This is a genomic window from Longimycelium tulufanense (genome assembly GCF_014645795.1).
GTDB lineage: Bacteria > Actinomycetota > Actinomycetes > Mycobacteriales > Pseudonocardiaceae > Longimycelium > Longimycelium tulufanense.
Genome location: NZ_BMMK01000041.1, coordinates 24,000 through 45,395, shown reverse-complemented (window position 1 = coordinate 45,395; position 21,396 = coordinate 24,000). Strand labels below are relative to the sequence as shown.

Below are 21,396 nucleotides of genomic sequence, written 5' to 3'. Positions count from 1 at the left end.
ACATAGCGTCCCAAGGTTGATGCCTCCCTCTGGCTGAGCTTGCTCGCCCCGCTCCAGTTGCCAGGATTGCTTAGTTGCAACTTGGTGGCAACTGTACGCCTGGGGTGGGAGGGTGTGATGATCAGCGCACACCGGAGCCCACGGCCTGGTCACAGCGCTGGTCCCGTGACCAGCGGTGGATCAGAGGTTCGTCCTCGTTGTCCAGGATGGTGATGCCGCCGAAGTCGGGGGTCTCGTTGAGCTGATAGCTCCCGAGGACCTCGCAGAGATGGACGGCCGCTCGGCGGTTGTCTGGGTTGTTGGCCCAGTCGGTGCGGGCGGTGGTCATTCCGTTCGACGCGGTGTGGACGGTGCGGAGGTGGGGGTACCACTCCAGTGCGCTGAGGGTGTCCAGATGAGCCTTGAGCTTGGTGTCTTCCGGTCCGTACTCGGCTGTCTTGAGGGGAGTCAGTTCACCTGGGCTGTCGGGCCACAGGGCATACAGCAGAACCCCCGCCGCCAGGAGGGCAACGGGGGTGAGGATGGCGATGCGCTCGGTGCGGTTGAGTCGTCTCACGCTCTACATCTTGATCGACTGCTCTCCTGTGGGCACCGTCGTTGTCGAGCCGGTTGTTATGTACTTTACAATACCTTGCGCAAGTGATCGATTCCCTGCCTGCGCGCGTAGCGGACCTGGTCACGGGAGAGCCCGAGGTGGTCCTGGATCTGGCGGTCGGTGGCGGGTTCGTCGCGGTCGATGCCGTACCAGGCGGCGATGACCTCGCGGGAGCGTTCGGGGAGGTCGTTGAGCGCGGTACGCAGTGCGTGGATGTCGTCGGCGGTGGCGGTCTGGGCCGGCATCGCGACCATCAGTGCCTCGGGGTGGGGTGCGTCCTCGCTGGCCGGGAGGTCGGAGGTGGGTTGGGTGAGGAGCTGGACGAGTGTGGTCGCCTTGTTCTGGCTGACGCGCCCCTTCCGGCGGTCAACGACAGCGTCGGCGTGGGTCTGGACGTCACCGTCGGGGTTGTGGCGCAGGGTTTCGGCGGCCTTGCGGAGATCTTCGCCGGGCGCGGTGACGGGGATGGAGGCGCGCAGGGATGCCTTGGCCACGGCCTGGTAGAGGTCGTGGCGCAGGCGGTGTCCGATCGCGCCGGGGACGGTGATGGCGGCGGGGTCGAGTTTGGCGAGCTTGCGGAGGAAGGTGATACGGGCCTCCGATACGCCGTCGTCGATGTCCCAGGCGGCCGAGCGGGGGCGCATCTGCCGGCGCGCTACGGCCTGGAACAGCGGGGTGTAGCGGCGCAGCAGCTCGGCGGTGGCGGCCCGGTCGCCGGCCTGGTGACGCGTCAGCAGCGTGCCCTCGTCTAACTCGGCCAGGGTGCTCACGGTCTGAGGTCTCTCCTTCGTGTCGATTGCTGTGGTGATCAGGAAATGGGGTGGGCGGCCACGGGTTGGGGAAAGATCAGCTTTGTGAGCTGCCCCACCGGGTGATCGCGTCCGTGGTGTGGGTGCGGAGCTGCGCCACGATCACGCGAATGTGGGGGAGAAGGTGCTTGGCCTGGGTGATGACCTGCCGCAGGGCCAGTCGTCCTTCGTGGGTGGCGGTGTCCCCGGTGGGGTCGGTGTGGTGTCCCATCGGGCGCCGGCCCTCCTCGCTGCTGTTCGGCTGGCGGGAGGGCGGTCGCTCCCACTGAACGTCCTCCGCTGTTGAGAGGGCGTCAGCGAGATCGGCGGCTTCGGTGGCGATCTGGGCTGCCAGATCAGTCAGTGGGGTCGATGACGTCCGGTTCACGGAACTCCTCCTCGGAGATTTCGGTGTGGTGGAGCAGGGGATGGTTGGGGGCGTGGATCCGCAGCGCTCGTTCGAGATCGGCGATGCGTTGTTCCAGCGCCCGTCGGGCGTGCATGTCGATGGCGTTGTGGACATGGGTGCTGGCCTGGAGGTGATGGGGATTGATGCAGGACGGGACGCCACAGCGGTGGTGCACCGCGTCCGCGGGATCGAGATCGCCACGGGTGAGGACATAGGCCAGGCGGTGGGCGCCGACCATGCGGCCGGCGTGGCGGACGTAGGGGTAGCCCTTGGTGTTGCGGGCTCCCGTCCACAACAGACAGCCGCCGGGGCCGGGCACGGTGCGCGTCAGCAGTCCCTCAAGGACTGTAAAGTTCATTACAACGGCGCGCCGTAGCCATGGCCCCAGGAGGGGCCGTAGACCTCTCCCTCGGCGTCGATGGGGATGCCGTGCAGGCTGGTGGACATCACCTTCCCAATCTCGTGAGCGACCTCCTCAGCCTGGTTCGTCGGGGCTTGGGCGATGACCTCGTCGTGGACGGGCAGCAGCAGGTAGTCACCGAGGCCAGTGTCTTCCAGGCGCAGCAGCGCTTCGGCGAGCAGGTCCCGGGCGGTGGACTGGATCACGTAGTTCAGTGCCGCGTACATCCGGTCGCCGTCCAGGGGCAGCCGCCGTCCGGTCGGCGTGACGACTGCCCGGTCTTCGCCGTAGAGGGCATTGATCTCCAGCGAGCGGGCGTAGCGCTTCACCCCGGGGTAGGCGGTGCGGAAGTCGCTGAGGAACGTGCTCGCCGTGCTGGGGTCGATGCCGGCGTTGCGGGCCAGGGTAGCCGCGCCGCCGCCGTAGACGGTAAGGAAGTTCCCTGCCTTGGCGATCTTGCGTTGGGCCTTGGTGAACTGCTCACCCCAGATCAGGCGCGCGGTGGTGTCGTGCAGGTCGTCTCCGCGCAGGATGGCCTCGGTCATGTTCCTCTCGCCGGACAGAGCGGCCAGGACGCGCAGCTCGACCTGGGAGTAGTCGGCGGCCACGATGATGTGCCCGGGATCGGCGACCACACAGCGTCGGATCGTCCAGTCCCCGGAGGGGAGTTGCTGGAGTGGCGGCCGAGCGACGGACATGCGGGCGGTGCGGGCCTGCAACCCGTTGAGCTTGGCGTGCACGCGGTCGTTGCTGTCGCGCAGATCGAGCATGGCCTGGGCGTAGGCGGTGGACCACTTCTCGGCCCGCTTGGCCTGCATGACGCCTCGGGCGAGCCGACCCGCCGCATCGTCGCGGTGTTCGAGAGTGGAAAGGACGGCCTTGTCGACCTGCCATGCACCCGAGGGCGTTCGCTCGGTCAGCTCCGCCCCCAATTCCTGAAGCGCCGCGGCGATTTGCCGGGTGGAGCCGATGTTCTCCACACCGTAGGTCGAGGCGATCCGGCGGCCCTCTGCGGCCTGCTCGGCGAGATTGCCGACCAGGTCCTGGGCGTAGGGCACGTCGAGCCGGAAGCCACGGCGTTCCAAACGCCCCAGCAGTCGCTGAACTTCGTGCTCGAAGGAACACAATCGCTCGAACCCCCGCCGGGTCATCTCCCGGGACAGCACCCGGTGGAGACGGCTGGTCAGGATCACATCGAGCCCGGCATATAACAGGTAGATGGGGTGGTCGAGGTCGATGCGGGCGAAGCCCTCGTCCACCTTGAGCCCTTCGGTCCGGAACACATCATGGAGATCCTTCTGTGTGTCCGGAGCCTCAGCATCCACATAAGACTCCGACAGTGGCTTAAGGCCGTGCCCCACACCGCCTTCGGACTGTGCCCGCGGGTCGAGCAGGTGCGCCGTGATCCGTGTGTCCACCACCTTTGGGACCAGCTCGTCGTAGTCGGCCATGCCTGCCCGATCCAGTGCCAGGACGTCGAAGGTGGCGTTGTGGCAGATGGCTTGGTGAGTCAGCCGCAGGGCTTCCTCGGCGACGTCACCGAAGCCACGCTCGACGGGGACCACGTAGGCGCGGTCAGTGTCGCCGAGCTGTACGAGCCGCACGCGGAAGTCCGGGTGGTAGATGTCCAGACCCGTGGTCTCGGTATCGATGGCCAGCCTCTCGCGGGAGGCCGCGAAGTGCAGCACCTCCGCGGTGTCGTCCCTCGACTCCAACACCCGCACCTGAACAGGCTGACCGGCGACGCGATGCGGAAGGACCTTCACGCTCGGCCCTCCCACTCCCGCACGAACTCAAGCGCCTGCGTGGCCGCGTAGGCGGCAAGATCCAGCTCGTGGGCGGATCGACCCTCGTACTCCACCGACTCGACCACGTTGATCACTGCCAACGTGTCGATGTCCAGATTGGACAGTTGTCGCGCCACTGGCTCGGTGTCGTTGATCTCTGACGCGGCCACTCCCAGTTCAGTCAGGATGTGTCCGGTGGCCGAGATCGGCGTACCGTTGGAGTCAAAGTGCTCCAGGTCGCCGACGGTGTTGCACTCGGCCTGGTGTTCCCGCTGTGCCAACCCGGTGATGACCTCGCGGATCGTCAGCGCGGCCCGCTCCGCTGTGCGGCGCGGTAGGGGCAGCGCGACGCCCTCTTCCCGGGTCGGTTCCTCTCTGGGCACGGCGGCGTCAGTGGTCACGAATTCCTCTCTTCAAAGATGACGCGAACATGGTCCTCGCTCCTCGAACTGGGTGCGGCTTGCCGGGGGATGTACGCACGCACCTCGTCATCGTGATCACGGTCACCGGTGGCACGGCCGGCGACGGCGTCGAGGTGACGGGCGGCGACCAGTTCGGGGTCGGCGGCCCAGCGCACGTCGAGGAAGTGGAACCCCGATGCGTCACGGGCTTCGGTCAGCCCACGTTCCCGCAGGCCCTCGAACAGGGTTTGCTTCCCCCAGGCGTCACGGCCACGGCCGGTGCTGTCCATCCATTCCCGATAACGGGTGTAGACCTCGGCGCGGCGAACCTTCGCTCGCGGTGTCGCGCGCGGCACGGGCTCCAGCACTCCCGGGAAGAACCCGTGGAGGTGGTCACTCTGCGCGCGGAACTCCCGGACAGCGTTGGTGACGGTGGCTGGTTCTCTCAACCCCTCTCGGTACCATTCCGTAGCTCCACGAACGCACCACGCTAGTATTCCGGGTGCTTCTGTGCGCAATCTTTCCGCGAGATGTTGATCACGCTCGTGAGGAGCGAAGTACCGCTGGAAGTACAGCAGCTTGACGCGGCGCCACAGGCCCTCGTCTTGGCCCCGGAACTTGGGCCGATAATTGGACGCCAGCCACAGCGTGAAGGTGGGCGTGAAGGAGAAGAACTCCTTACGCAGGAACCGCGCGGTGATCTTGTCCTGGCCGGTCAGTCGCTTGAGGACCGCCTCGTCCATGGCGCGCCCCGCCGTGCCCTCGGATGCGAGGACGAGCCGACTCCCGCGGAGCGCAGCAAGATCATTGGGGATGCCTCCTGACTGCCTGGCCTCGAACGTGCTGAACGGCGTCACCTGCGTGATAGAATCGAACACATGTTCGAGCGCGGACAGTAGCACCGACTTGCCGTTGGCGCCACGGCCCACGCAGCAGATGAAGCACTGCTCACTGGTCTCCCCGGTGATCGAGTAGCCGACCAGACGTTGCAGGTAGCCGGGCATCTCGGGCTGGTCGGGGAAGACCTCGGCGAGGAACTGTTCCCAGCGCGGGCAGGAGGCGTCGGGGTCGTAGTCGAGGTCCAGGGCCTGAGTCTGGCGGTAGCGCTGGTCGTGCGGCAGCAGCGCCCCGGTATGCAGGTCTACGACCCCGTTGCGAACGGCGAGCAGGTGCCGGTGGCGGTCCAAGTCCTCCACCGCACACCCGACCCCGGGCAGGACAGTCAACTCGCGCAGCATGGCGTCGATCCCCCGGGAGCCCTGCGAATACTGGGCGTGGCGCATCGCGCCCCGATCGCTGACGCGGTTGCCGTTGTCCAGGGTGATGGTGGCGGTGGCGGCCTCGACGGCGAGCTGGCGGCCCACCTCGTGCGCGGCTTGGCGCACCGTGGCGTCCGCTCCCGCCCGGTAGACCCGGCCGTCCCACAGATGCCAGCCGACATCACGGACATACAGCACGGTGCTGCCCAACTCGTCCCGCAACCGCTCAGCGTTGCCCAGGTCGGTGGGCGCGTACCGGTGCGGCGTCACCGGCTCACCCGTGGCGGCCTCGATCGGCTCGGCCGCCTCCAGGGCGGCGTAGAACTCGGCGGCAAAGGATTCCGGGCGGGCTTCGTACCACCCGCTGACGTCGGCATCCGTCACGTCGGCGGGCACCCTCGCGCGGAACACCGCCAGGTCGTACTCCCGGAACGCCTCGCCCAGACGCTGCGCGAACGCGTCCCCGCTGGCGTCCCGATCGCCGAGCACCACCACGCGACGCTGGTGACGACGTAGCCACTCGACCAGCTCGCGCACGATCTCGGCGTTGCCCAGCGCGGCACCGCGAATCCCGACCGCGTCTACTCCGGCGCCGCAGACGGTGAGCGCATCCCCCGGCCCCTCGCAGAAGACGACGGTGTCCAGGCCCGTCTCCGCGGGAAACCATGCCCAGCGCTGCCACGCCGCGTCCTCCGGGTTGGCCGCGCCGCACCAGCGCACCGGATGCTCGTACAACGCCCGCCCCTGCACGCCCCGCGGAACCCCCGCCAGGTCTCGGAACGGCACCACCAAGCGGTGCACCGCCCGGTACGGGTCGGTGAGGTAGGGGAAGACCGCTGCGTCTCCGCCGGGGTCGACGCCGATCCCGAGTCGCCGCAGCGTGGCCTCGTCCAGCCCGAACCGGCGGGCCACATATGCCCGTGCTTGCCTTGCCTCGGGAGTGTCGGTGAACAGTCGCTCGGCGCACTCCTCCATGTAGAGGGCGAGCGCGATCTGGTCCGACACGCTCACCGGCCTAGTGGTCGTGTTCGCCGGGCGGACCGGAAGGTCACCGGGCTCCACATCGAACAGGTCCGACCACCGCAGACCAGCCGCGGCGAGGATGTCCTTCTTGGCGCAATCCTGGCTGCGGCACTTCAGCAGCACCGTGCCGCCCTCCCCGAGGGCGATCCGCAGCGACCGCCGCCCGCCCTCCTTGTCCGGATGGGCGGGGCAGAAGGCCAGGAAGCCATCGCCGGATGGCTCCGCGCCCTCGAACCGCGGCAGCAACTCGGCCAGCGTCACACATTCCTCCCTTCCGCTCGCACCATCGCGCACCGATCACAGGCCAGGGACGGCAGGACGTAGTCCCGATACAGCTCGGTGAACTGGTCAATCTGCATCGCCACCGCACCACGCGCCGCCGAGGCGTTGCGGCGCTTGACCCAGACCACCGCGAACGGGACACAGGCCCGCACGGCCTGGGAAGCGGCCTGGTCCAGGTAGGCCCACACCCGCATTCCCGCCTCGTTCTTCGCCTCGTTGGCCAACAGCGGCAGATTGCCCAGGTCTCCCACCCCCAGTTCGTTGCTCGTCCGCACCACCGGCAAGTCGAGCCGCTCGCGGAGGTAGAGCACGAGGTCACGCTCCCACCGCGACCCCTTGGCCTTGTTCGGGTTCGGCATCCGCGCGCTCACTCCTCTCGCTTGCCGGCAGGTGACGGGGACGGTGGTCTATCAAACCGCAAGGCCCCGACAATTTTCGACCACTTTCCTCCGCGTGTTGGCCTGGGCTCGGTGTTCACAATCCAGTGAACGTCCAGAACGGTGCCTGTTTGTGCTGAAATATGCGCCCCCGTCCGTCCAGTGCTGACCTGTCCACAGTTCTGTGCACCTTTTCTCCACAGGCTGTGGAAATCGTCACCGTCCCAATTCCGCCACGGCTGTGGCCATGACTTGGCGGCGACGCAGCGTCTGGGCGGCGAGTGCCAGCACGCCGGCCAGCCGCTCGGCCTCCTCGGCGCTCATGTGGGATTCGTGCACGGCCAGCTCGATCACGCTGTCGGCCACGGTGGGCGCGTACACGGTCGCCACCGCGTAGGCCAAGCCCTCGGAGTGGACGGTGGCCGACACGTACCGTGGCTCGGCCACCAACGACAGAGGCTGCGTCATCAGTTCCATCAGTTCTCGACCTCCTCGGCCGCGCCGAGCACCCGGATGCTGGTCTTGACGAACGAGCGGGTCTGCGTGCCGCCCTTCGGGGTCCACTCGATGCGCTCCAGCCCCAGTTCGGCCCACGCGGGCCCGTCGATCTCGGCGAGCGCGTCCATCACGTCCGGCAACTCACGCAGCAAGGTCCACGACCCGGACTGGTAGCGAAACAGGCCCAGTTCCGGCGCGTCCACGAGCCGGAACCCGATCGAGATGGCCGGCTCGCAGCCGGTACCCTCGCGAGCCGCCTCCTTGCGCTCCTCCAACTGCTGTGGACACGCGCACGGCTTGCCGTCGGTCTGCGCGGTGCCGTCGCAGGCGCGCAGCACACCGCGCCGCCCGAACAGCTTCATCTCACCCCGCACCCACTTCGGGCTGGGGATCACCACACGCAGGATGGCAGCCTGGGTCAGGACCTGGAGATCGTCCTCGCCGGTAGCGTCCCACTCCTCCACCGGGCCGCCGTACAAAGCGGCGATCCGACCCGCGACATCGGGGTCGCCAGTAGTGAACCGCCACTGCTCCAACGCCACCGGACGCCGGTTGACCATCATGCCACTCCGCAGGCGTCCCACGACGTCCACAGTGTCCCGTCGCTTCATCCGCTGGGTATCACCGAAGATGTCCCGCAGGGACAAGGAAAACTCCCCTCTTTCGGAGGCACGGACCGTGTCGTCCGCGCGCAACCAGGAGGTGGGTGCATCCCCGTCGGGGTGGGGAAGAAATCGAGCCCAGAAATACGAAAAGCACCCCACCATCAGGAAAGCCTGACGGCAGGGCGCAGGGAAGTAGGGTACGTCTTCAGGTGATTTTGCGGCCGCGTCGCAGCCGAGCGAGCGCGGCCGAGTTCACGGGTTCTCCCAGCACGGTCGCCTTGATGTCCTTGTCCCACTCGAAGACGCGGCGCAGTGTCAGGAAGACGTCGAACACGCTCTCGTCGACGCGCACGGGGACGAGCTGCCAGCGTGGCCGGCTTGGGTCGTCCTCATCGGGCCGCAGATGCACGACGGCTCCGGCTTCGATCTTCGGGATGGGGTCCTGGGTGCCGTCGGGGCGCAGGAAGTAGTCCGCGAAGGCGTAGGCAGTGAGCTGGAGCGCCACCTCCTCGTGCACACCGGAGCGCGTGGTCTTGTTGTCGCCGATGACGATCTCGTCACCGATCTTGGCGATCCAGTCACAGCTTCCGGCGTAGCGGTGGGTGTCCGACCAGAGGGTGGCTTCCAGTTCCAGGAACTCCGGCTGGAACTCGTCGAGGAATTCCTGGTAGCCGTCCACATAGGGGCGTAGGTCCGGGTGAACCCGGCCGATCCGGTCACCTCGGGATAGATGCTCGCACAGCTCGTGCACCTCGGTGCCGACATCCGCGGCGGCCTCGGTAAACCGGCGCGGGGCGCGCTTGAGCATGTCGACGGCGGCCTGCTTGTCGCGCAGCGCGATCCCCACCACCTCGCCGAGCAGGTCCACAGCCGTTTCGGCGGTGAGTTTGGCCGCCCACGCCGTCAGGAACGGCTTGGGCAACATCCCGATGATTGAGGTCACCCCGGGAACCCGGTCGGCCGAGGTGGGATGGATGTAGAAGCGGCTCCCGCCACGGGACACCGTGCGGATCTTGGGCGTGGTCATTCCATCCTCTCCGTTGAACGCTCGCATCGAGCGGCAACGGGGAGATGGGTGTGGTGGGGCGGCAGAGTGGGAAACGGCAGAAGGACGTCTCGGCCGAAGGTTAGTTCGGCCACGGCCGGCCACGCCGGCCAGGCGACTGCGTACGGGGGGCGTACGCTTGTCCACACACCGAGCACTGGACCGAGCCACGCTCGGCCGCCGCCTTCGACAGCCGCACGTTGAACTGGGGACCACACCCGCATTCCGCCACAACCTGGACCGTGCCGCGGGCCTTGCTCTGGTCAATCTCTGTGGCCAGCTCCGTCAGCGACGGTGTCAGATTCTGGAGCGCCCGCAACTCGGCGCGGAACTTGTTCCGGGTACCTCGTCCCAGGCCCATGCGCGCATATCCCGATGTCGTGTCCACCACAGTGGAGGGCAGCACAGCCAAGCCGACTTTCTCGGCGTACTCCTTGAACGTGCCACTGTGGTAGGTGCCCGTCGCGTTGGTGGTACGCACACCGTCACGATCTGCCAGTGCGTGTGCCGCGGCGTGGAGAAGGGACTGGAGGGCAAGCTCAGGACTCGTTTCGATACGAGGATCCAGGGTGAGGAGAACCTGTTCCTTATCTGTCCATTGAGGAGCGAGGCAGATGTGTCGCCGGCCGGAACGGCGTGTTCGACCCAGCGTGGCGGTCACGTGTGGAAGTCGCGGGTGCGCGTCGCGAAGTTTTCCCCAGGCAGCGGAGGCGATAGCGCTGATCCCGGTGGCGGTCGGGCTGGCAGACATGCGCCTAAGCTAACTACTTGTAATGTACCTTGCAACACGGAAGCCCGGACCCTGACGTTCGTCAGAGACCCGGGCCCCGATCTTGACGGGTACATGACCTACCGTCGTACCAGCGGGTACCGCTCCCGCGTCACCACATGGGTGCGGGGGACCCCCGCCTTGGTTCGACATTCCGGCACCGAGAACGTCGACCCTTCCGGCAGCGTGAGCACATGGACGACCACGTCGTGCTCACACGGTGAGGTACGAAGCTGCGGCATCACACACCCCCATTACGAACATCGATCACAGGTACTCCTCCAGCGCCACCCGCACCCGAGCGCGCAGCTGCTCCACATCACCGTCGTTGCGAATCACGACATCGTGCGGCACCAGACCGACAGCCTGCTCCGAGCGATGCGAGTTCGCCGGACCCACCCCGGGACGTACCACCCGCCAGACCACATCACACAAGGCTTCAGCCTCGTTCGGGAAGCGCACATCCGTGATTACCCAACGATCGTTCGGCCGCACGGTCATCCGGGCCGCGGCCCGCGCGATCCACACCCGCTCGCCCAGCAGGTCGCGCACGCAGTCGGTGCCCAGCCGCTGAAGTACCCGGCGCACCTCCGGGTAGCGCTCCTTCGCCCGGTCCCACCCGAGCTGAGCCACGACCTCACCGAGCCGGGCGGACGGACTCCCGGCGATAAGTGGGTCCAGCGCCAGCGCCATCTCCCGCACCGGATCCGCCAACGCCAAGGGCTGGTAGCCGAACTCCTCAACCAGGACCCGGGCGACCGTGTCCTTCCCGGACCGCGCATAGCCAGTCAGCCCGACCGCAACAGGCACAGTGCTCATGCCCTGGAAGTGGGTGTGGTTCCGATGAAATGGGTAACGTTTCGCGCCCGTTGGGCGTCGTGTTGAGCAGCCGTGCGGATGCGAGAGGCGCGGCGCAACCACATCGTACGACCATCCGAAGGAATTGGTTATTTCGAGTGAACGCCACAAGGACCACTTCCTCTTTGCCTCAGCCCTACGGTTAGGTGACGCTGGGGAGGGAAGACAGGGGGAGGAAGTCGATGTGCCCGAAAAAGTGTTCCCTTCCTGTGTCTACGGTCTATAAAGGAAGGGTGTCGTGCGAAGAGCAGTTTTGCTTATTCTTGCTGTCGTCGTAAGTCTTGTGATTGCACCGACGGCCCACGCTTCGACTGGTCAGGATGCCGAGTTTCCCGATGAGGTCAGAGTTGCCTTGGAGCACTTACGCGACACGGGGACACTGACCCCTGAGCAGAAGCAGACCATCCTGAAATATCCCAAGATCGCCGCGATGGTTCCCGATCCTGACGCCCCGGCCGAGGTCTTCGGGTACTCGCTTCCGGCCGGAGGCAACGACCAGGCGGCCGGGCCCACCACGTTGGAGTCGGCCAGTGGCGTGCACCACAACGGGCGCGGCTGCTGGATCACCCACCAGGGCGTCCGCAAGCCCTCCACGCTCGGCTTCACCCTCTACATCTACATGGCGCGGGTGGACTACTGCGTCGATGGTTCACGTGTTACCAGCGTCCACCAGAAGTACCACTACCTCCAGGACCCGGACGTGGTCGTCTACCTGCGGGGTTACACAGGTGGCACCCCGCGGGACAGTGGTACCGGGGGCTGGCGGTCCGACGTGGCGATTCATGGTCACATCGAGCTGTGCGCCGTGAAAATCGCCTGCTACGCCTCCCTTTACCCGAGGGTGGACATGGTAATCTACGGAAGCGGCCGTGCCGAGTGGAGCGCGGTGACGTGACGAGGTGAGGGGGCATGTCGTGCGTGCCGGTGTCCTCCTCGCGATTCGTATTCTTGTTGTCTGGGTGTTGACCGCTGTTCTGATCGTCGGCCTGGCCGGCGGTGTCCTGGGCTTTGGCTCGGTCGAGGTTTCCCTGTCGATCGTGCTCGCCTTGGTGGTGTCGGTTGCACTCAACTGGAAGCGAGTCAAGGCGATTCGCGGGGCGTCAACGACCTGAGTTCCCCGAAAGTGAGAGCCGTGGGGGTGGGCGCAGTGCCCGCCCCCACCTTTTCGTTTCCAGGTATGCCGGTTACCTGCTCGGTGCTGTACCTCTCCGATTCGTCGGCGAAGTCCGCCATGAGTGAGTGCCGTGGAATCAGTCGCGGCTCGATGCCGAGACGGTTTCGACCAGGCTCGGGCTGCCGGGGTCACCGACCTGGCCGGACGAGGCAACCGAGCTGAGAATCGACAGAAGGGCCGCCATGCCGGCGGCGGACAGGGCTGCGCCCCAGGGGGCGTTGAGGAGTCCGATGCCGTCGACGCCGAGGACGGCGACAAGGGTCTGGGCGGTGGTCTTGAGGGCGCGCTCGGTGGTGGCGCGCCAGAAGAGCAGGGTCGTCAGGGTTTGCTCCAGGAGGATTGTTCAGGTAGCCGGCCGAGTGCTGCTCAGCTCGCGGTGCTGCTGAGCCGGCTACTGATGGCGGTGACGATCTGGTCGGCGAGGTCGGCGTTGTCCTCGCCGAGCACTTCCCGCACGATGGCGGCCACGTCTGGGCGGAGCGCGTCGGCGATGGCCTTGGGGTCGACCAGGTCACCGAGCTTGTCCTCGATGCGCTGAAGGCGGGTATCCACGTTACGCCGCCAGGGTTGGAGGCCAGCGGTGTCCCAGTTGGTCCACTGCAGGAACTCGCGCATGGTGACCCTGTTCTCCGTGTCGTGAGAATCCGGGTATGCCGCCTTGATGGGGGCGGTTTCGTCCCAACTCAAATCGGGCTCCTTCCCAACGATCTCGTTCAGTGGCCGCAGGGCCTGGTTCATGTCCACGCCCCCGCTGATACCGGGCACTCGCCCGGAACTCGTGTACTGGTGCATGACCACCCGGGGTGTCCGGTGGCCAGGCTGGCCGGGTGCCCGTCCGTAGTGCGCCACCCACCACAGAACGTCGTGGGTGTTGGCCCAGTCCTCGCCGAGGTGGGTCTGGATGAAGTTGGTGGAGGCGTACACCAGTACGGCGTGGGTGCCGAGGCGGTCGCGCAGGCGCCGGACGAACGTCCCGCACCAGGACCGTAGGTCGGAGCCCGTGACTTCGATATCCAGGCAGGGCGGCAGGGAGCTGGGGCTGTGCGCACCGAGGCGCAAGAGTTGGTCGGCGAACGTGTCGGCTTCTGCGGTGGGCGGGTTGCCGGTATCAGGCCGGGCGAAGTGATACAGGCCGGCAGCGAGTCCGCCGTCACGGGCGCCGTGGTACTGGGAGTCCAGGGTCGGGGAGACCCAGCCGACACCCTCGGTGGCCTTGATGTAGGCGTAATCGATGCTGGCCGCACGGACGGCGGGCCAGTCGGGCCGGCCTTGGTGACTGGAGACGTCGATGCCGAGGCTTATCGTGGTGCTCCTTCGTTGCGAGGTTCATCGAGGCGTGCCCGCAGCGCTGCTACCTCGGCGACCAGTCGCTGGTTCTCGGCACGGACTTCGGCTAGCTCGGCCTTCACAGCGGCGAGTTCGGCGACGAGGTCATGGGTGAGTGCGGCACGCTCGTCGAGCAGGGAGCGGTAGCCGGCGGTGAGGGCTTCGAGTGCTTCCTGGTTGGCTGCGTGCCGGGCCGAGCGTAGGGCGCGCCCTGCCCCGACCAGGCCGCCGAGCACACCGGAAAGGGCCGGCAGCAGCGCAGCGATCGCGGTGAGCCATTGTGGGGTCAGCAGGGCGATTCCTCCACTCCCAGAGCCCGGAGGGTGGTGCGATCCGGCTCACCGGTGACGGGCAGGTTGTGGTGGCGCTGAACCCGACGCAGGGCGATGGTGGTGATGGGGCCGAGGACACCGTCGACGGGCACGCGGGTGAGGCCGGTGAGATTGATAGCGACTTGCAGGTGGCGAATCAGGTGAGGGCCCGTCATCAGGTGGGCAGGCAGATGAGGGTGCGGTCGCGGATGGTGGCGGTGGCGTCGGTGCCGGTGACGCGGCAGCGGGCACGGACCTGGTAGGTGCCGCTGGCCAGGCCGGTGTGGATGTGGGCGTAGGCCGTGCGCAGGACGGTGCCGTTGCCGGTGGTGTCGACGACGAGGAGCCCGCGGTGCTCGTCGGGTTCGGCGTGGGTGGGGCCAGTGAGGTCCCAGGAGAGCGCAGCGCGGGCGTTGGTACCGGTGACGGCGATCTCGGCACAAACGATCACAAGCAGGCGGGTGGACACCGAGATCTGGGTCTCGGGTCCGGCGTTGGTCCAGCCGTGGTCGGGCGTGAGGGTGAGGGTGGTGCTGTTGGCCGCCGTGGCCAGGCCGAAGGCGAGCCGAGACAGGGAGGAGCGCTTGCCGCTGGCGGGCTCCACGATCTCCAGGCCGTAGGGATCGGGCCCGGTCTCGGTGGCACCGATGCGGACGCGTTCCTGGCTGGTGAGGCTTCCTGCGTCGGGGTCGAAGAACTTCAGGACCGCTTTGCCGGTTTCGTCGGACTCCAGAACGGCGGTGGTACGGCCGGCACCCGTTTCTACCCGGAGACCGCCCGTGCCGCGCAGGACGATCTCGCCGTCAACGACGAGCCGCCCGGACAGCGAGGTGCTGCCGCCGCCGACGGCGTTGCGGCGTTTGAGGTCCTCGATGTCGCGCCGCAGCGCGGCGATCTCGGCGGCAAGGCTGGGAGGCAGGCGCGGATCGACGGGCACAGCTGCTCCTCATGAGACGGTGGGGATATCGGTGGCGAGGGAGACCTGGACGTCTTCTCCGGTCTCGCTGACGGTGAGTCGGATCTCGGAGACGAGGTAGGCGGCGTCGATGTCCAGCAGTCCGAGTTGGGCCACGAATCGGCCACTGTGTCCGGTGCCGTAGCTGCCCAGTCGCGGGTCAGCGTCCGGGTCGACGGTGAGGGTAGGGACGATGACGGATTCGGCGCCGCGCAGGAGCAGGGCTTCGGCCTTGCCGCGCAGGGTGGTGCGTTCGGTGATCGAGTAGTAGGACTCCACGCGGTCCAGCAGGGGGAGTCGGCCTCGGTGGGGGTTGACCGCGGTCTCGATCAGCATCTCGTCACCGTTGCCGTCGCCGGTCGCGTCGGCTCGGTTGGCCCGGAGCGTGCCGTCGCGGATGACCCGGCCCGCCAGGGCGCAGTTGCGGGCGAGGTCGAACACAAGCTCGTTGGGGCCAACTCCCGGCGGGATGATTTCGATGTGGGTGCTGATCCGGCTGCGGGCCGCGTCCCATCGGGAGACGTAGCGGAAGCAGAAACCGTACTGGTCGTCGGTCAGCAGCTCGATGAGGTGGCCGTAGGTTTTGCGTTCGTAGCCGAGGTAGTTGCGCTCGGAGGTGGCACCGAGAGGGCGGATGAGGTCGGTGCGGATACCGATGTCGCCGCCGTCCTGGGCTTGGGCGTGGTCCAGCAGGGTCTTGAGAATCAGCGCCCGGTCGCTGGTGGGAGGGAAGGATAGGTTGGTGCGCAGCAGCCGGCGGCGGAAGTAGCTGTGGAAGCCCTCGCCGCGCAGGATGACGTCCTGTCCGCCCAAAGTGATCTCGGTGGACCAGAGGATGCAGCCCGGTTGCAGGATGACGCCGTCCCTCTCGACGTAGAGGGTGGTCGCACCCTCTTCCAAGTCGTGTTCCGACAGTCCCGGCAGGAGAGCCGGATTGTTGGGGATGGTGACCTCGATAGAGCCGGGGGCGTTGATGACCTCCGTAAGCTGGAGGGCGGTGGCCGGCAGCTCACCGAGAAGATGCCCAGAGGTCAAGTCCCCGTACAAGACACGGTAGTCCGTCAGAGGTGCATTTCTCCTAGGGTGCAGGGAAAATCCGGGCTTGGAACAGTCCGTTGTAGGGAGTAGTCGTCAAGCCGCCGGTGCCGTAGATCCGACTGGCCCGCAGAATCAGCGTGTGCGGGCCGGTCAGGACGTGGCTGCTCTGGGTGGCCGCCACCGCGGTACGAACATCACCGGTGGGCCCTTGGCCCACGTAGACGTTGACGACTGCTCCCTGGGAGAGGTTGTCCACCACGACGTGACCGTCATAGCGCGTGCCGCCAGGAGCCCCGTACTCGTAACGGAAGCTGGTGTCGACCACATAGGGGTAGCCCGGGTCCGGAATGGACAGTCGGGCCAGTTCCAGCCGATCAACGGCGGTGTTGTTGTACACCCTGATGTTCGTGGTCTGGTAGACCGTCGAGGTGATGCCCCGCCAGCGGCCGGAGTGGAAGACCTGGACCGGTGAGATCCCGTGCGTGGGGATGTAGCGGAGTTGACCGAGGAAGCCCGGGTGGTCGAACTCGCTCTGGACGGTGTACTGGATGCCACCCTGCGCCGCGGTGAACGTGCGCAGGTCGTGGACCTGGTCCCGGGTGATGACCGAGGTCTTGGCCGGGACAACAACCTCGGCCAACGGCAGGAACGTGACGTCGGGGTCCGGTGTCGGTCTTTCCGGGTTCGCCGCGGGTGCACCAGCAAGGACGACGATTTCGGCCGTCGAGTCTCCCGCGGTGTAGTCGCCATCCCGCACCGCCAACCCGACCAGATCAATCCGATCGTTGACCGTGCTGGCCGGGCCGATCGGGACCGTCTCCACAGCGTCGTTGATCAGCAGGTAGGAGCCCTGCTCGGTGTCCTGGCTGCCCGCCAGCACCGCGATACCCCGCCCCACCCGCACCGACATGTCCGGTGTCGGCTGAGGCACCACCCCAAAGGACGGCAGCTCCGTACCCGACCCGACCAGCACGCCGGAGCGGCGACCGAACATGGTGTGCAGAAGCTGGCGGAAACTGGCGGCCGGATACTCGACATCTGAGAGGAACGGCACCGGCGTCCGAAGAGCCAAAACAGAAAACTCCTGACATTCACAGCGTGGCTGAACGCCACGTGATCTGCATGTGGGACGACCGCCCCGGCTGGTAGCCCACCGCCGCGCGATAGCCCAGGCGGGTCGGCTGGCCCGGCTCCAACTCCCACCACGCTGGCCGGGACAACAGCGACGCATACCGTGAGGCGGTGCCGTTCAACAGCACCGTCCGCGTACCGAAGTCCACGTCCAGGAAGTCGTTCTCGCCCAGGTTCAGGTCCAACGCCAGGACCTGGCCGGTGGTGTAGTTGATGATCCGCGGGCTGGGCACCGGGCCGACCAGCCGTACCTGCACATCGGTGGGGGCGTTGCCGGTGTTGAGCACCGTGGCCGCCCCGGAGGCACTGCGGCCGGTGGGAAACCGCACCGGGAACCGCAGCGGAAACCGCACACCCGGCGCGGGCTCCGGCGGACCCGCCACCGCGGTCTGCGGCGGGCTGAAGATCCGCGGCTCCGGGCACCACAGCTCCACCACACACTCGGCGCGCTGATACAGATAGTCTGGCACCCGCATCGGCACCGACCGGCGCCGCACCACCGCATCAACCTCCGACAACGCCCCACCCGCCACACCGGGAAACAGGAACCGAAAGGAACTCAACGGGCGGGCCGGGGTGAACGCCGCCACAAACGCGGTGAGCGCGGACTCGAACTCCCCCACGTCCCGACCCCAGACCTCGACCGTGAGAGTCACCGTCCGGCCGCCGACCACATCGCGGCCCAGGATCATCCCCGGTCGCTGCAACCGCGCCTTGTCCGCGGTGCGCACCTCGGGCGCATCCAGCAACCCGGCAATCTCAATCAGGTCATACGGAGTGCCCTCACCCAGCAGCAGTCCGTTGTAGCGGGCAGTCCAGTCCCGCCACGGCAACTCAACCTCAGCCAGGGCTCATCTCCCGATGGTCTTCACCGCAAACGCCACCGACCGGCCAATCTCATCCGGACTCGCAGTCGTCGTCGCATTGATCGTGATGTGGTAGTGGTTCGTCACCTGGGTGGCCGCGACCGCCCGGACACCCGCGTCACGGGCAAGCGGCTCTCCCATGCGGCGCGCGGTTTCCCGCAAGATCGCGAGGCTTCGAGCCTCACGATTGATGGGGATGTACGCCTCCGGGTCCCGGGGACGGTCGCCAATGACCCGCCACGTGTTGGGCTGCACCAACCGCGCGATACCGGCGGTCATGGCCCGGAGCTGGTGACCGGCGAACGTGCCACCCGCCGCGAAGGGCCAGATCGCGCCAGCCGCATTCGGGCCGAGCATCCGACCAACGATGTCCACCACCTTGCGGGCCGGACGCGAGAGGAAACTGTCCAGGGCCGAGTTCGCGGCGGTTGTGCTGGCCGTGATCTCGACCTTCTTGTTGGGCAGATCCCTGATCTTGAAGCCGAGGCGCTCCATCTCCTGCCGCTCGGGGATGGCGTTGGAGTCGACCACGATCTTCTTCTCGCCGGGGACCCGCTCGACGCTTCCCTTGAGGTTCTGAAGCTGCAGCAGCGCTTCGACCATGCCGGGCTGCAGAATTGCGGTGGCGATGTCGGAGGGCACCATCCCGTAGTGTTGGATGAGCCGGTCCACCTCGGCGGTGTTGCCGCCCGCGGCGATGGCCTGCTCGCGGTAGGAGGCGACCATCCGCTCACCCGCCTCACGAGCGGCGTTGGCCGCGGCGGTTTCGTCCTGCCCTTGGGCGCGTGCCTTGGCGTAGGTCGCCTGCATCACCTGATACAGAGACTGGGCGTACTGGTCGGTCTGGGTCAACAGCTCGCGACCTGCCGGGATGCGGGTGTTGAGCGCGCCCGTTTCGTCGATCAGGGCTTGGCCGTGCTCGCGGGCCTGGGCTGCTGCACGTGACCAGGCCCCGCCCATCTGGTCGACCAACTCTCGGGACCGGGCAACGGACTGTTCCAGCGACATTTGGTCGCCATTGAGCGTGTTGAGCGCCGTGCTCAGCGCGCGGGCTTTCTCTTCAGCTGAGGCGGTGGAGGACTTGAGCTGGTCGATTGCGTTCTTCAGGTTCAACGCGGAGGGCAGGGTGATGCCCATCGCCTGGGCTTCCCGCTGTGTGGCCTCCACGGCTCGTCGGCGAGCCTCGGCCAGCTCGTCGAGGGCCTTCTTGTTCCCGCGGATCGCCTCGGTGTTGCGGATGATGTCCAGACCCGCCATCCGCAGAGTCTTCTCGTTCGCTCCGGCGTAGGCGTTGCCCAGCTCGTCGAGCTTGTTGCGGAAACGGTCCAGCTCCGGGCCACCACTGAGCAACGCGCTCTTGATCTCATCGACGGACATGCCGACGTAGCGGGAGATCTCCGCCAGGTCTTTGCCGTGCTCGCGCGCGTCGAGCTGGACGCCGATGTACTCGCGCATCTTCGTCGTGACGATGTCCCAGGCACTCCGTTGGCCCAGAATCGCATCTACCAACACGCCGGAGTAGATCCCGTACTCCTGCGTGGCCTTGATCAGGCCCCGCTGTTCCAACTCATGGGTTGCAGCGGCACGGGTGGCGTCGGTGAGCGCACCGGTGGACTTGTCGAGCGTGGAGGCGAAGTTGGAGGTGGTAGTGACCAACTGGCGTTGCCGCGCGGCGGCCTCCTCCTGCTTGCTGGTCCACCAGGACAAGCCCGCGACTGCGGCAGCAATGGCCACGCCCCACGGCCCGCCGAGCGCACCGATCAAGCCGGTGACCGCGGACTGGAGTCCGACACGCACAGCGTTGGCCGTGCCGGCCGCGGCGGCGGTCACGGCCGTGAGTGCGGAGGGGATCCCGCGCAGCGGCTTGGCCGTGGCCGTGGTGGCGACCGCGGCGGCGTACTGCTCACCAGTCCAGGTGCGGATTGCGTTGGCCCCGCTGGTGTAGGCATCGGCGAGGCGTCCGACGATCGGGTACTTCTCCCGCAACACCTGGCCGGCGTAGGTGAGCTGGGCACGCAGCGCGGTCAACGCCCCGCCGTAGCGTCCCACCTCCTCCCCAGACATGCGGGCTAGGTGCTGCTGGAGGGCCAGGGCCTCGTTGAACCCCTTGATCGGGGTCGTGTTGCCCAGTGCCCGCATCCCGGTCCGGGCCGCCCGGCCGAAGGCCAGCCACGCCAGCGCAGCGGTTTGCAGCGGTGCCGGGAGCGCCGCCAGGATCCCGACCAACCCGGACAGCATGTCGAAAAGCGGCTTGAGCAGCACCACGGAACTGGCCGCCGCGCCCCCGAGACCGGTGAACAGGCTGATCGTGGTGCTCACGACGCCTCCGGCATCGCCGAGAGCGGTCACGATCACATCACGCAGGCTCCGCAGCAGGGGAGCGGCATACCCCACCACCTGCTTCACGGTGTGGCGTGCGCGCTCGAACCGGGTGATCACCGCGTCCAGGGCGCGACCGGCCGCCGTCCGGACCGCGCCGAAGACCGGACGCAGCTCACGGCCGAGCGCATCCCGCAGTGCCCGCACCTTGGCCAAGGTCCGATCGAGCAGGCGCGCCTGACGGGCCGATCGCAGGAAGTACACGAAGTTCTGCGCGCCGTTGGACAGCGCGGTGCCGGTACGACGAACCCAGTCGACCAGGTGCGGAAAGACAGCGGTAGCCAGCGGCTTTGCTGCCTGCGCCACCCCGAACAGGGCCATGCCCGCCTCGTCCTTGAGCCGGGTCCACATGCCCTTCCACGTCGTGGACAGCTTCTCAGCCGACCCGGCGAAGGCGATGTTGGCACTGGTGCCCTCGCGCAGACCCTCCAGGAGCATGGGGAGGTACTTGGAGGCGACCAGCTCGCCCTTCGCGCCCATCTTCTGCAGTTCTTCGACGGACTTGCCCGTCTTGGCGGCGAGAATGCCCCATCCGTTGATGCCCAGCTCGGAGAGCTGGCCCGTCATCTCCTCGGCGTAAAGTTTGCCCTTGGCCGACATCTGGGACAGGGCCTTGATGAACCGCTTGATCTCCTCCGGGCCCATGCCCAGTCCGGCGGAGACGTCGACGACGGTCTGCAGCGTGGGGATGATCTGATCGGCCGCCATCCCCAGGCCCAGCATCTGCTTCGCGCCATCGATCAGCGACTGGGTGTCGAACGGCGACTTGCGGGCCATCGCGACGACCTGGCCGTACATCTCGGCGCCGCGGCTGGCGTCGCCGAGCATGTTGGTCAGCGCAAGCTGGGATGCCTCCAGGTCGGCGACGAACTTGCCGCCGAAGTAGCCACCCACCGCGGCCACGGCGGCACCGACCTGCGCGGCCCGCCGCGACGCAGTCGCAGCAAAGGAACCGAGCTTCGAGGTCAGACCATCCAGGCCCTTGGCGGTCTGGGTGAGCGCACGTCGCACCGAGGAGGCATCACCAAGGATGGTGATCTTGACAGGCTGGCCCACTCAGCGTCCTTTGCGTGTCAGACCAAACGAGGAAGGCCGCCCTCCCGCGCTTCGCGCGTGTCGA

Annotated in this window: 25 protein-coding genes; 2 read left to right on the top strand and 23 right to left on the bottom strand. The window is 67.2% G+C overall.

The window, feature by feature from the left end; translation table 11 throughout:
• Positions 1 to 121 precede the first annotated feature (121 nt).
• The 14 genes from IEY55_RS27540 to IEY55_RS27475 form a co-directional block, all read right to left on the bottom strand.
• Positions 122 to 556, bottom strand: coding sequence for a hypothetical protein (locus tag IEY55_RS27540; protein ID WP_189061482.1), 435 nt, complete (start codon positions 554 to 556; stop codon positions 122 to 124).
• 65 nt (positions 557 to 621) lie between these two features.
• Complete coding sequence (locus tag IEY55_RS27535; protein WP_189061481.1) at positions 622 to 1,365, bottom strand: sigma factor-like helix-turn-helix DNA-binding protein; 744 nt, start codon at positions 1,363 to 1,365, stop codon at positions 622 to 624.
• 76 nt (positions 1,366 to 1,441) lie between these two features.
• Positions 1,442 to 1,771 carry a DUF7169 domain-containing protein gene (locus tag IEY55_RS27530; protein ID WP_189061480.1) on the bottom strand — a complete coding sequence of 110 codons (330 nt, stop codon included), beginning with the start codon at positions 1,769 to 1,771 and terminating at the stop codon, positions 1,442 to 1,444.
• The gene (locus tag IEY55_RS27525) at positions 1,740 to 2,150 is read right to left on the bottom strand and encodes an HNH endonuclease (RefSeq protein ID WP_189061479.1); all 411 of its coding nucleotides are present in this window, start codon (positions 2,148 to 2,150) and stop codon (positions 1,740 to 1,742) included. The genes IEY55_RS27530 and IEY55_RS27525 overlap by 32 nt, the downstream gene beginning before the upstream one ends.
• Positions 2,150 to 3,958, bottom strand: coding sequence for a DNA polymerase (locus IEY55_RS27520; RefSeq protein WP_189061478.1), 1,809 nt, complete (start codon positions 3,956 to 3,958; stop codon positions 2,150 to 2,152). The genes IEY55_RS27525 and IEY55_RS27520 overlap by 1 nt, the downstream gene beginning before the upstream one ends.
• Positions 3,955 to 4,380, bottom strand: coding sequence for a hypothetical protein (locus tag IEY55_RS27515; protein WP_189061477.1), 426 nt, complete (start codon positions 4,378 to 4,380; stop codon positions 3,955 to 3,957). Before IEY55_RS27515 ends, IEY55_RS27520 begins: the two co-directional genes overlap by 4 nt.
• Positions 4,377 to 6,923 (bottom strand): phage/plasmid primase, P4 family, encoded by a 2,547-nt coding sequence (locus IEY55_RS27510; protein WP_189061476.1) that lies wholly within the window; start codon positions 6,921 to 6,923, stop codon positions 4,377 to 4,379. Before IEY55_RS27510 ends, IEY55_RS27515 begins: the two co-directional genes overlap by 4 nt.
• Complete coding sequence (locus IEY55_RS27505) at positions 6,920 to 7,303, bottom strand: hypothetical protein (RefSeq protein ID WP_189061475.1); 384 nt, start codon at positions 7,301 to 7,303, stop codon at positions 6,920 to 6,922. Before IEY55_RS27505 ends, IEY55_RS27510 begins: the two co-directional genes overlap by 4 nt.
• Before the next feature lie 234 nt (positions 7,304 to 7,537).
• Complete coding sequence (locus tag IEY55_RS27500; protein ID WP_189061474.1) at positions 7,538 to 7,798, bottom strand: hypothetical protein; 261 nt, start codon at positions 7,796 to 7,798, stop codon at positions 7,538 to 7,540.
• Positions 7,798 to 8,466 (bottom strand): recombination directionality factor, encoded by a 669-nt coding sequence (locus IEY55_RS27495; RefSeq protein ID WP_189061473.1) that lies wholly within the window; start codon positions 8,464 to 8,466, stop codon positions 7,798 to 7,800. Before IEY55_RS27495 ends, IEY55_RS27500 begins: the two co-directional genes overlap by 1 nt.
• Positions 8,467 to 8,629: 163 nt before the next feature.
• Entirely contained in the window at positions 8,630 to 9,451 is an 822-nt protein-coding gene (locus IEY55_RS27490) for a PD-(D/E)XK nuclease family protein (RefSeq protein ID WP_229686806.1), read from the bottom strand.
• A gap of 100 nt (positions 9,452 to 9,551) precedes the next feature.
• Positions 9,552 to 9,950, bottom strand: coding sequence for a hypothetical protein (locus IEY55_RS27485; protein WP_189061472.1), 399 nt, complete (start codon positions 9,948 to 9,950; stop codon positions 9,552 to 9,554).
• A gap of 368 nt (positions 9,951 to 10,318) precedes the next feature.
• Positions 10,319 to 10,480: a hypothetical protein gene (locus tag IEY55_RS27480; RefSeq protein WP_189061471.1), complete on the bottom strand. Its 162-nt coding sequence runs from the start codon at positions 10,478 to 10,480 to the stop codon at positions 10,319 to 10,321.
• A gap of 25 nt (positions 10,481 to 10,505) precedes the next feature.
• Positions 10,506 to 11,057 (bottom strand): deoxynucleotide monophosphate kinase family protein, encoded by a 552-nt coding sequence (locus IEY55_RS27475; RefSeq protein WP_189061470.1) that lies wholly within the window; start codon positions 11,055 to 11,057, stop codon positions 10,506 to 10,508.
• Between the two features lie 469 nt (positions 11,058 to 11,526).
• On the opposite strand from IEY55_RS27475, the gene IEY55_RS27470 reads away from it, so the two are divergent.
• Positions 11,527 to 11,991, top strand: coding sequence for a hypothetical protein (locus tag IEY55_RS27470; protein ID WP_189061469.1), 465 nt, complete (start codon positions 11,527 to 11,529; stop codon positions 11,989 to 11,991).
• A 19-nt stretch (positions 11,992 to 12,010) separates the two neighbouring features.
• The gene (locus tag IEY55_RS27465; protein WP_189061468.1) at positions 12,011 to 12,208 is read left to right on the top strand and encodes a hypothetical protein; all 198 of its coding nucleotides are present in this window, start codon (positions 12,011 to 12,013) and stop codon (positions 12,206 to 12,208) included.
• A 138-nt stretch (positions 12,209 to 12,346) separates the two neighbouring features.
• Here IEY55_RS27465 and IEY55_RS33125 read toward each other — a convergent pair whose 3' ends face one another.
• Genes IEY55_RS33125 through IEY55_RS27420 form a run of 9 tightly spaced genes read right to left on the bottom strand, consistent with a single transcriptional unit; the run spans position 12,347 to position 21,332 of the window.
• Complete coding sequence (locus IEY55_RS33125) at positions 12,347 to 12,583, bottom strand: holin (RefSeq protein WP_373290071.1); 237 nt, start codon at positions 12,581 to 12,583, stop codon at positions 12,347 to 12,349.
• A gap of 53 nt (positions 12,584 to 12,636) precedes the next feature.
• Positions 12,637 to 13,560 (bottom strand): glycoside hydrolase family 25 protein, encoded by a 924-nt coding sequence (locus tag IEY55_RS27455; RefSeq protein WP_268239368.1) that lies wholly within the window; start codon positions 13,558 to 13,560, stop codon positions 12,637 to 12,639.
• Between the two features lie 8 nt (positions 13,561 to 13,568).
• Positions 13,569 to 13,832 carry a hypothetical protein gene (locus IEY55_RS27450; protein ID WP_189061467.1) on the bottom strand — a complete coding sequence of 88 codons (264 nt, stop codon included), beginning with the start codon at positions 13,830 to 13,832 and terminating at the stop codon, positions 13,569 to 13,571.
• A gap of 50 nt (positions 13,833 to 13,882) precedes the next feature.
• On the bottom strand, positions 13,883 to 14,083 hold the full coding sequence (locus IEY55_RS33120; RefSeq protein WP_373290070.1) for a peptidoglycan-binding domain-containing protein: 201 nt from the start codon (positions 14,081 to 14,083) through the stop codon (positions 13,883 to 13,885).
• Positions 14,083 to 14,844: a hypothetical protein gene (locus IEY55_RS27440; protein WP_189061465.1), complete on the bottom strand. Its 762-nt coding sequence runs from the start codon at positions 14,842 to 14,844 to the stop codon at positions 14,083 to 14,085. The genes IEY55_RS33120 and IEY55_RS27440 overlap by 1 nt, the downstream gene beginning before the upstream one ends.
• Positions 14,845 to 14,853: 9 nt before the next feature.
• Positions 14,854 to 15,897 carry a hypothetical protein gene (locus tag IEY55_RS27435; RefSeq protein ID WP_189061464.1) on the bottom strand — a complete coding sequence of 348 codons (1,044 nt, stop codon included), beginning with the start codon at positions 15,895 to 15,897 and terminating at the stop codon, positions 14,854 to 14,856.
• Between the two features lie 43 nt (positions 15,898 to 15,940).
• Positions 15,941 to 16,972 carry a hypothetical protein gene (locus IEY55_RS27430; RefSeq protein ID WP_189061463.1) on the bottom strand — a complete coding sequence of 344 codons (1,032 nt, stop codon included), beginning with the start codon at positions 16,970 to 16,972 and terminating at the stop codon, positions 15,941 to 15,943.
• A gap of 19 nt (positions 16,973 to 16,991) precedes the next feature.
• Complete coding sequence (locus IEY55_RS27425; RefSeq protein WP_189061462.1) at positions 16,992 to 17,864, bottom strand: phage distal tail protein; 873 nt, start codon at positions 17,862 to 17,864, stop codon at positions 16,992 to 16,994.
• 18 nt (positions 17,865 to 17,882) lie between these two features.
• Positions 17,883 to 21,332, bottom strand: a complete 3,450-nt coding sequence (locus IEY55_RS27420; RefSeq protein WP_189061461.1) for a tape measure protein — start codon at positions 21,330 to 21,332, stop codon at positions 17,883 to 17,885.
• Between the last annotated feature and the right edge of the window lie 64 nt (positions 21,333 to 21,396).

Bases quoted from the DNA above. Each gene is read 5' to 3' on its own strand.
- IEY55_RS27525 (WP_189061479.1), bottom strand. From the start codon at position 2,150: ATGAACTTTACAGTCCTTGAGGGACTGCTGACGCGCACCGTGCCCGGC.
- IEY55_RS27505 (WP_189061475.1), bottom strand. From the start codon at position 7,303: ATGCCGAACCCGAACAAGGCCAAGGGGTCGCGGTGGGAGCGTGACCTC.
- IEY55_RS27500 (WP_189061474.1), bottom strand. From the start codon at position 7,798: ATGGAACTGATGACGCAGCCTCTGTCGTTGGTGGCCGAGCCACGGTAC.
- IEY55_RS27490 (WP_229686806.1), bottom strand. From the start codon at position 9,451: ATGACCACGCCCAAGATCCGCACGGTGTCCCGTGGCGGGAGCCGCTTC.
- IEY55_RS27480 (WP_189061471.1), bottom strand. From the start codon at position 10,480: ATGCCGCAGCTTCGTACCTCACCGTGTGAGCACGACGTGGTCGTCCAT.
- IEY55_RS27475 (WP_189061470.1), bottom strand. From the start codon at position 11,057: ATGAGCACTGTGCCTGTTGCGGTCGGGCTGACTGGCTATGCGCGGTCC.
- IEY55_RS27470 (WP_189061469.1), top strand. From the start codon at position 11,527: ATGGTTCCCGATCCTGACGCCCCGGCCGAGGTCTTCGGGTACTCGCTT.
- IEY55_RS33120 (WP_373290070.1), bottom strand. From the start codon at position 14,083: ATGACGGGCCCTCACCTGATTCGCCACCTGCAAGTCGCTATCAATCTC.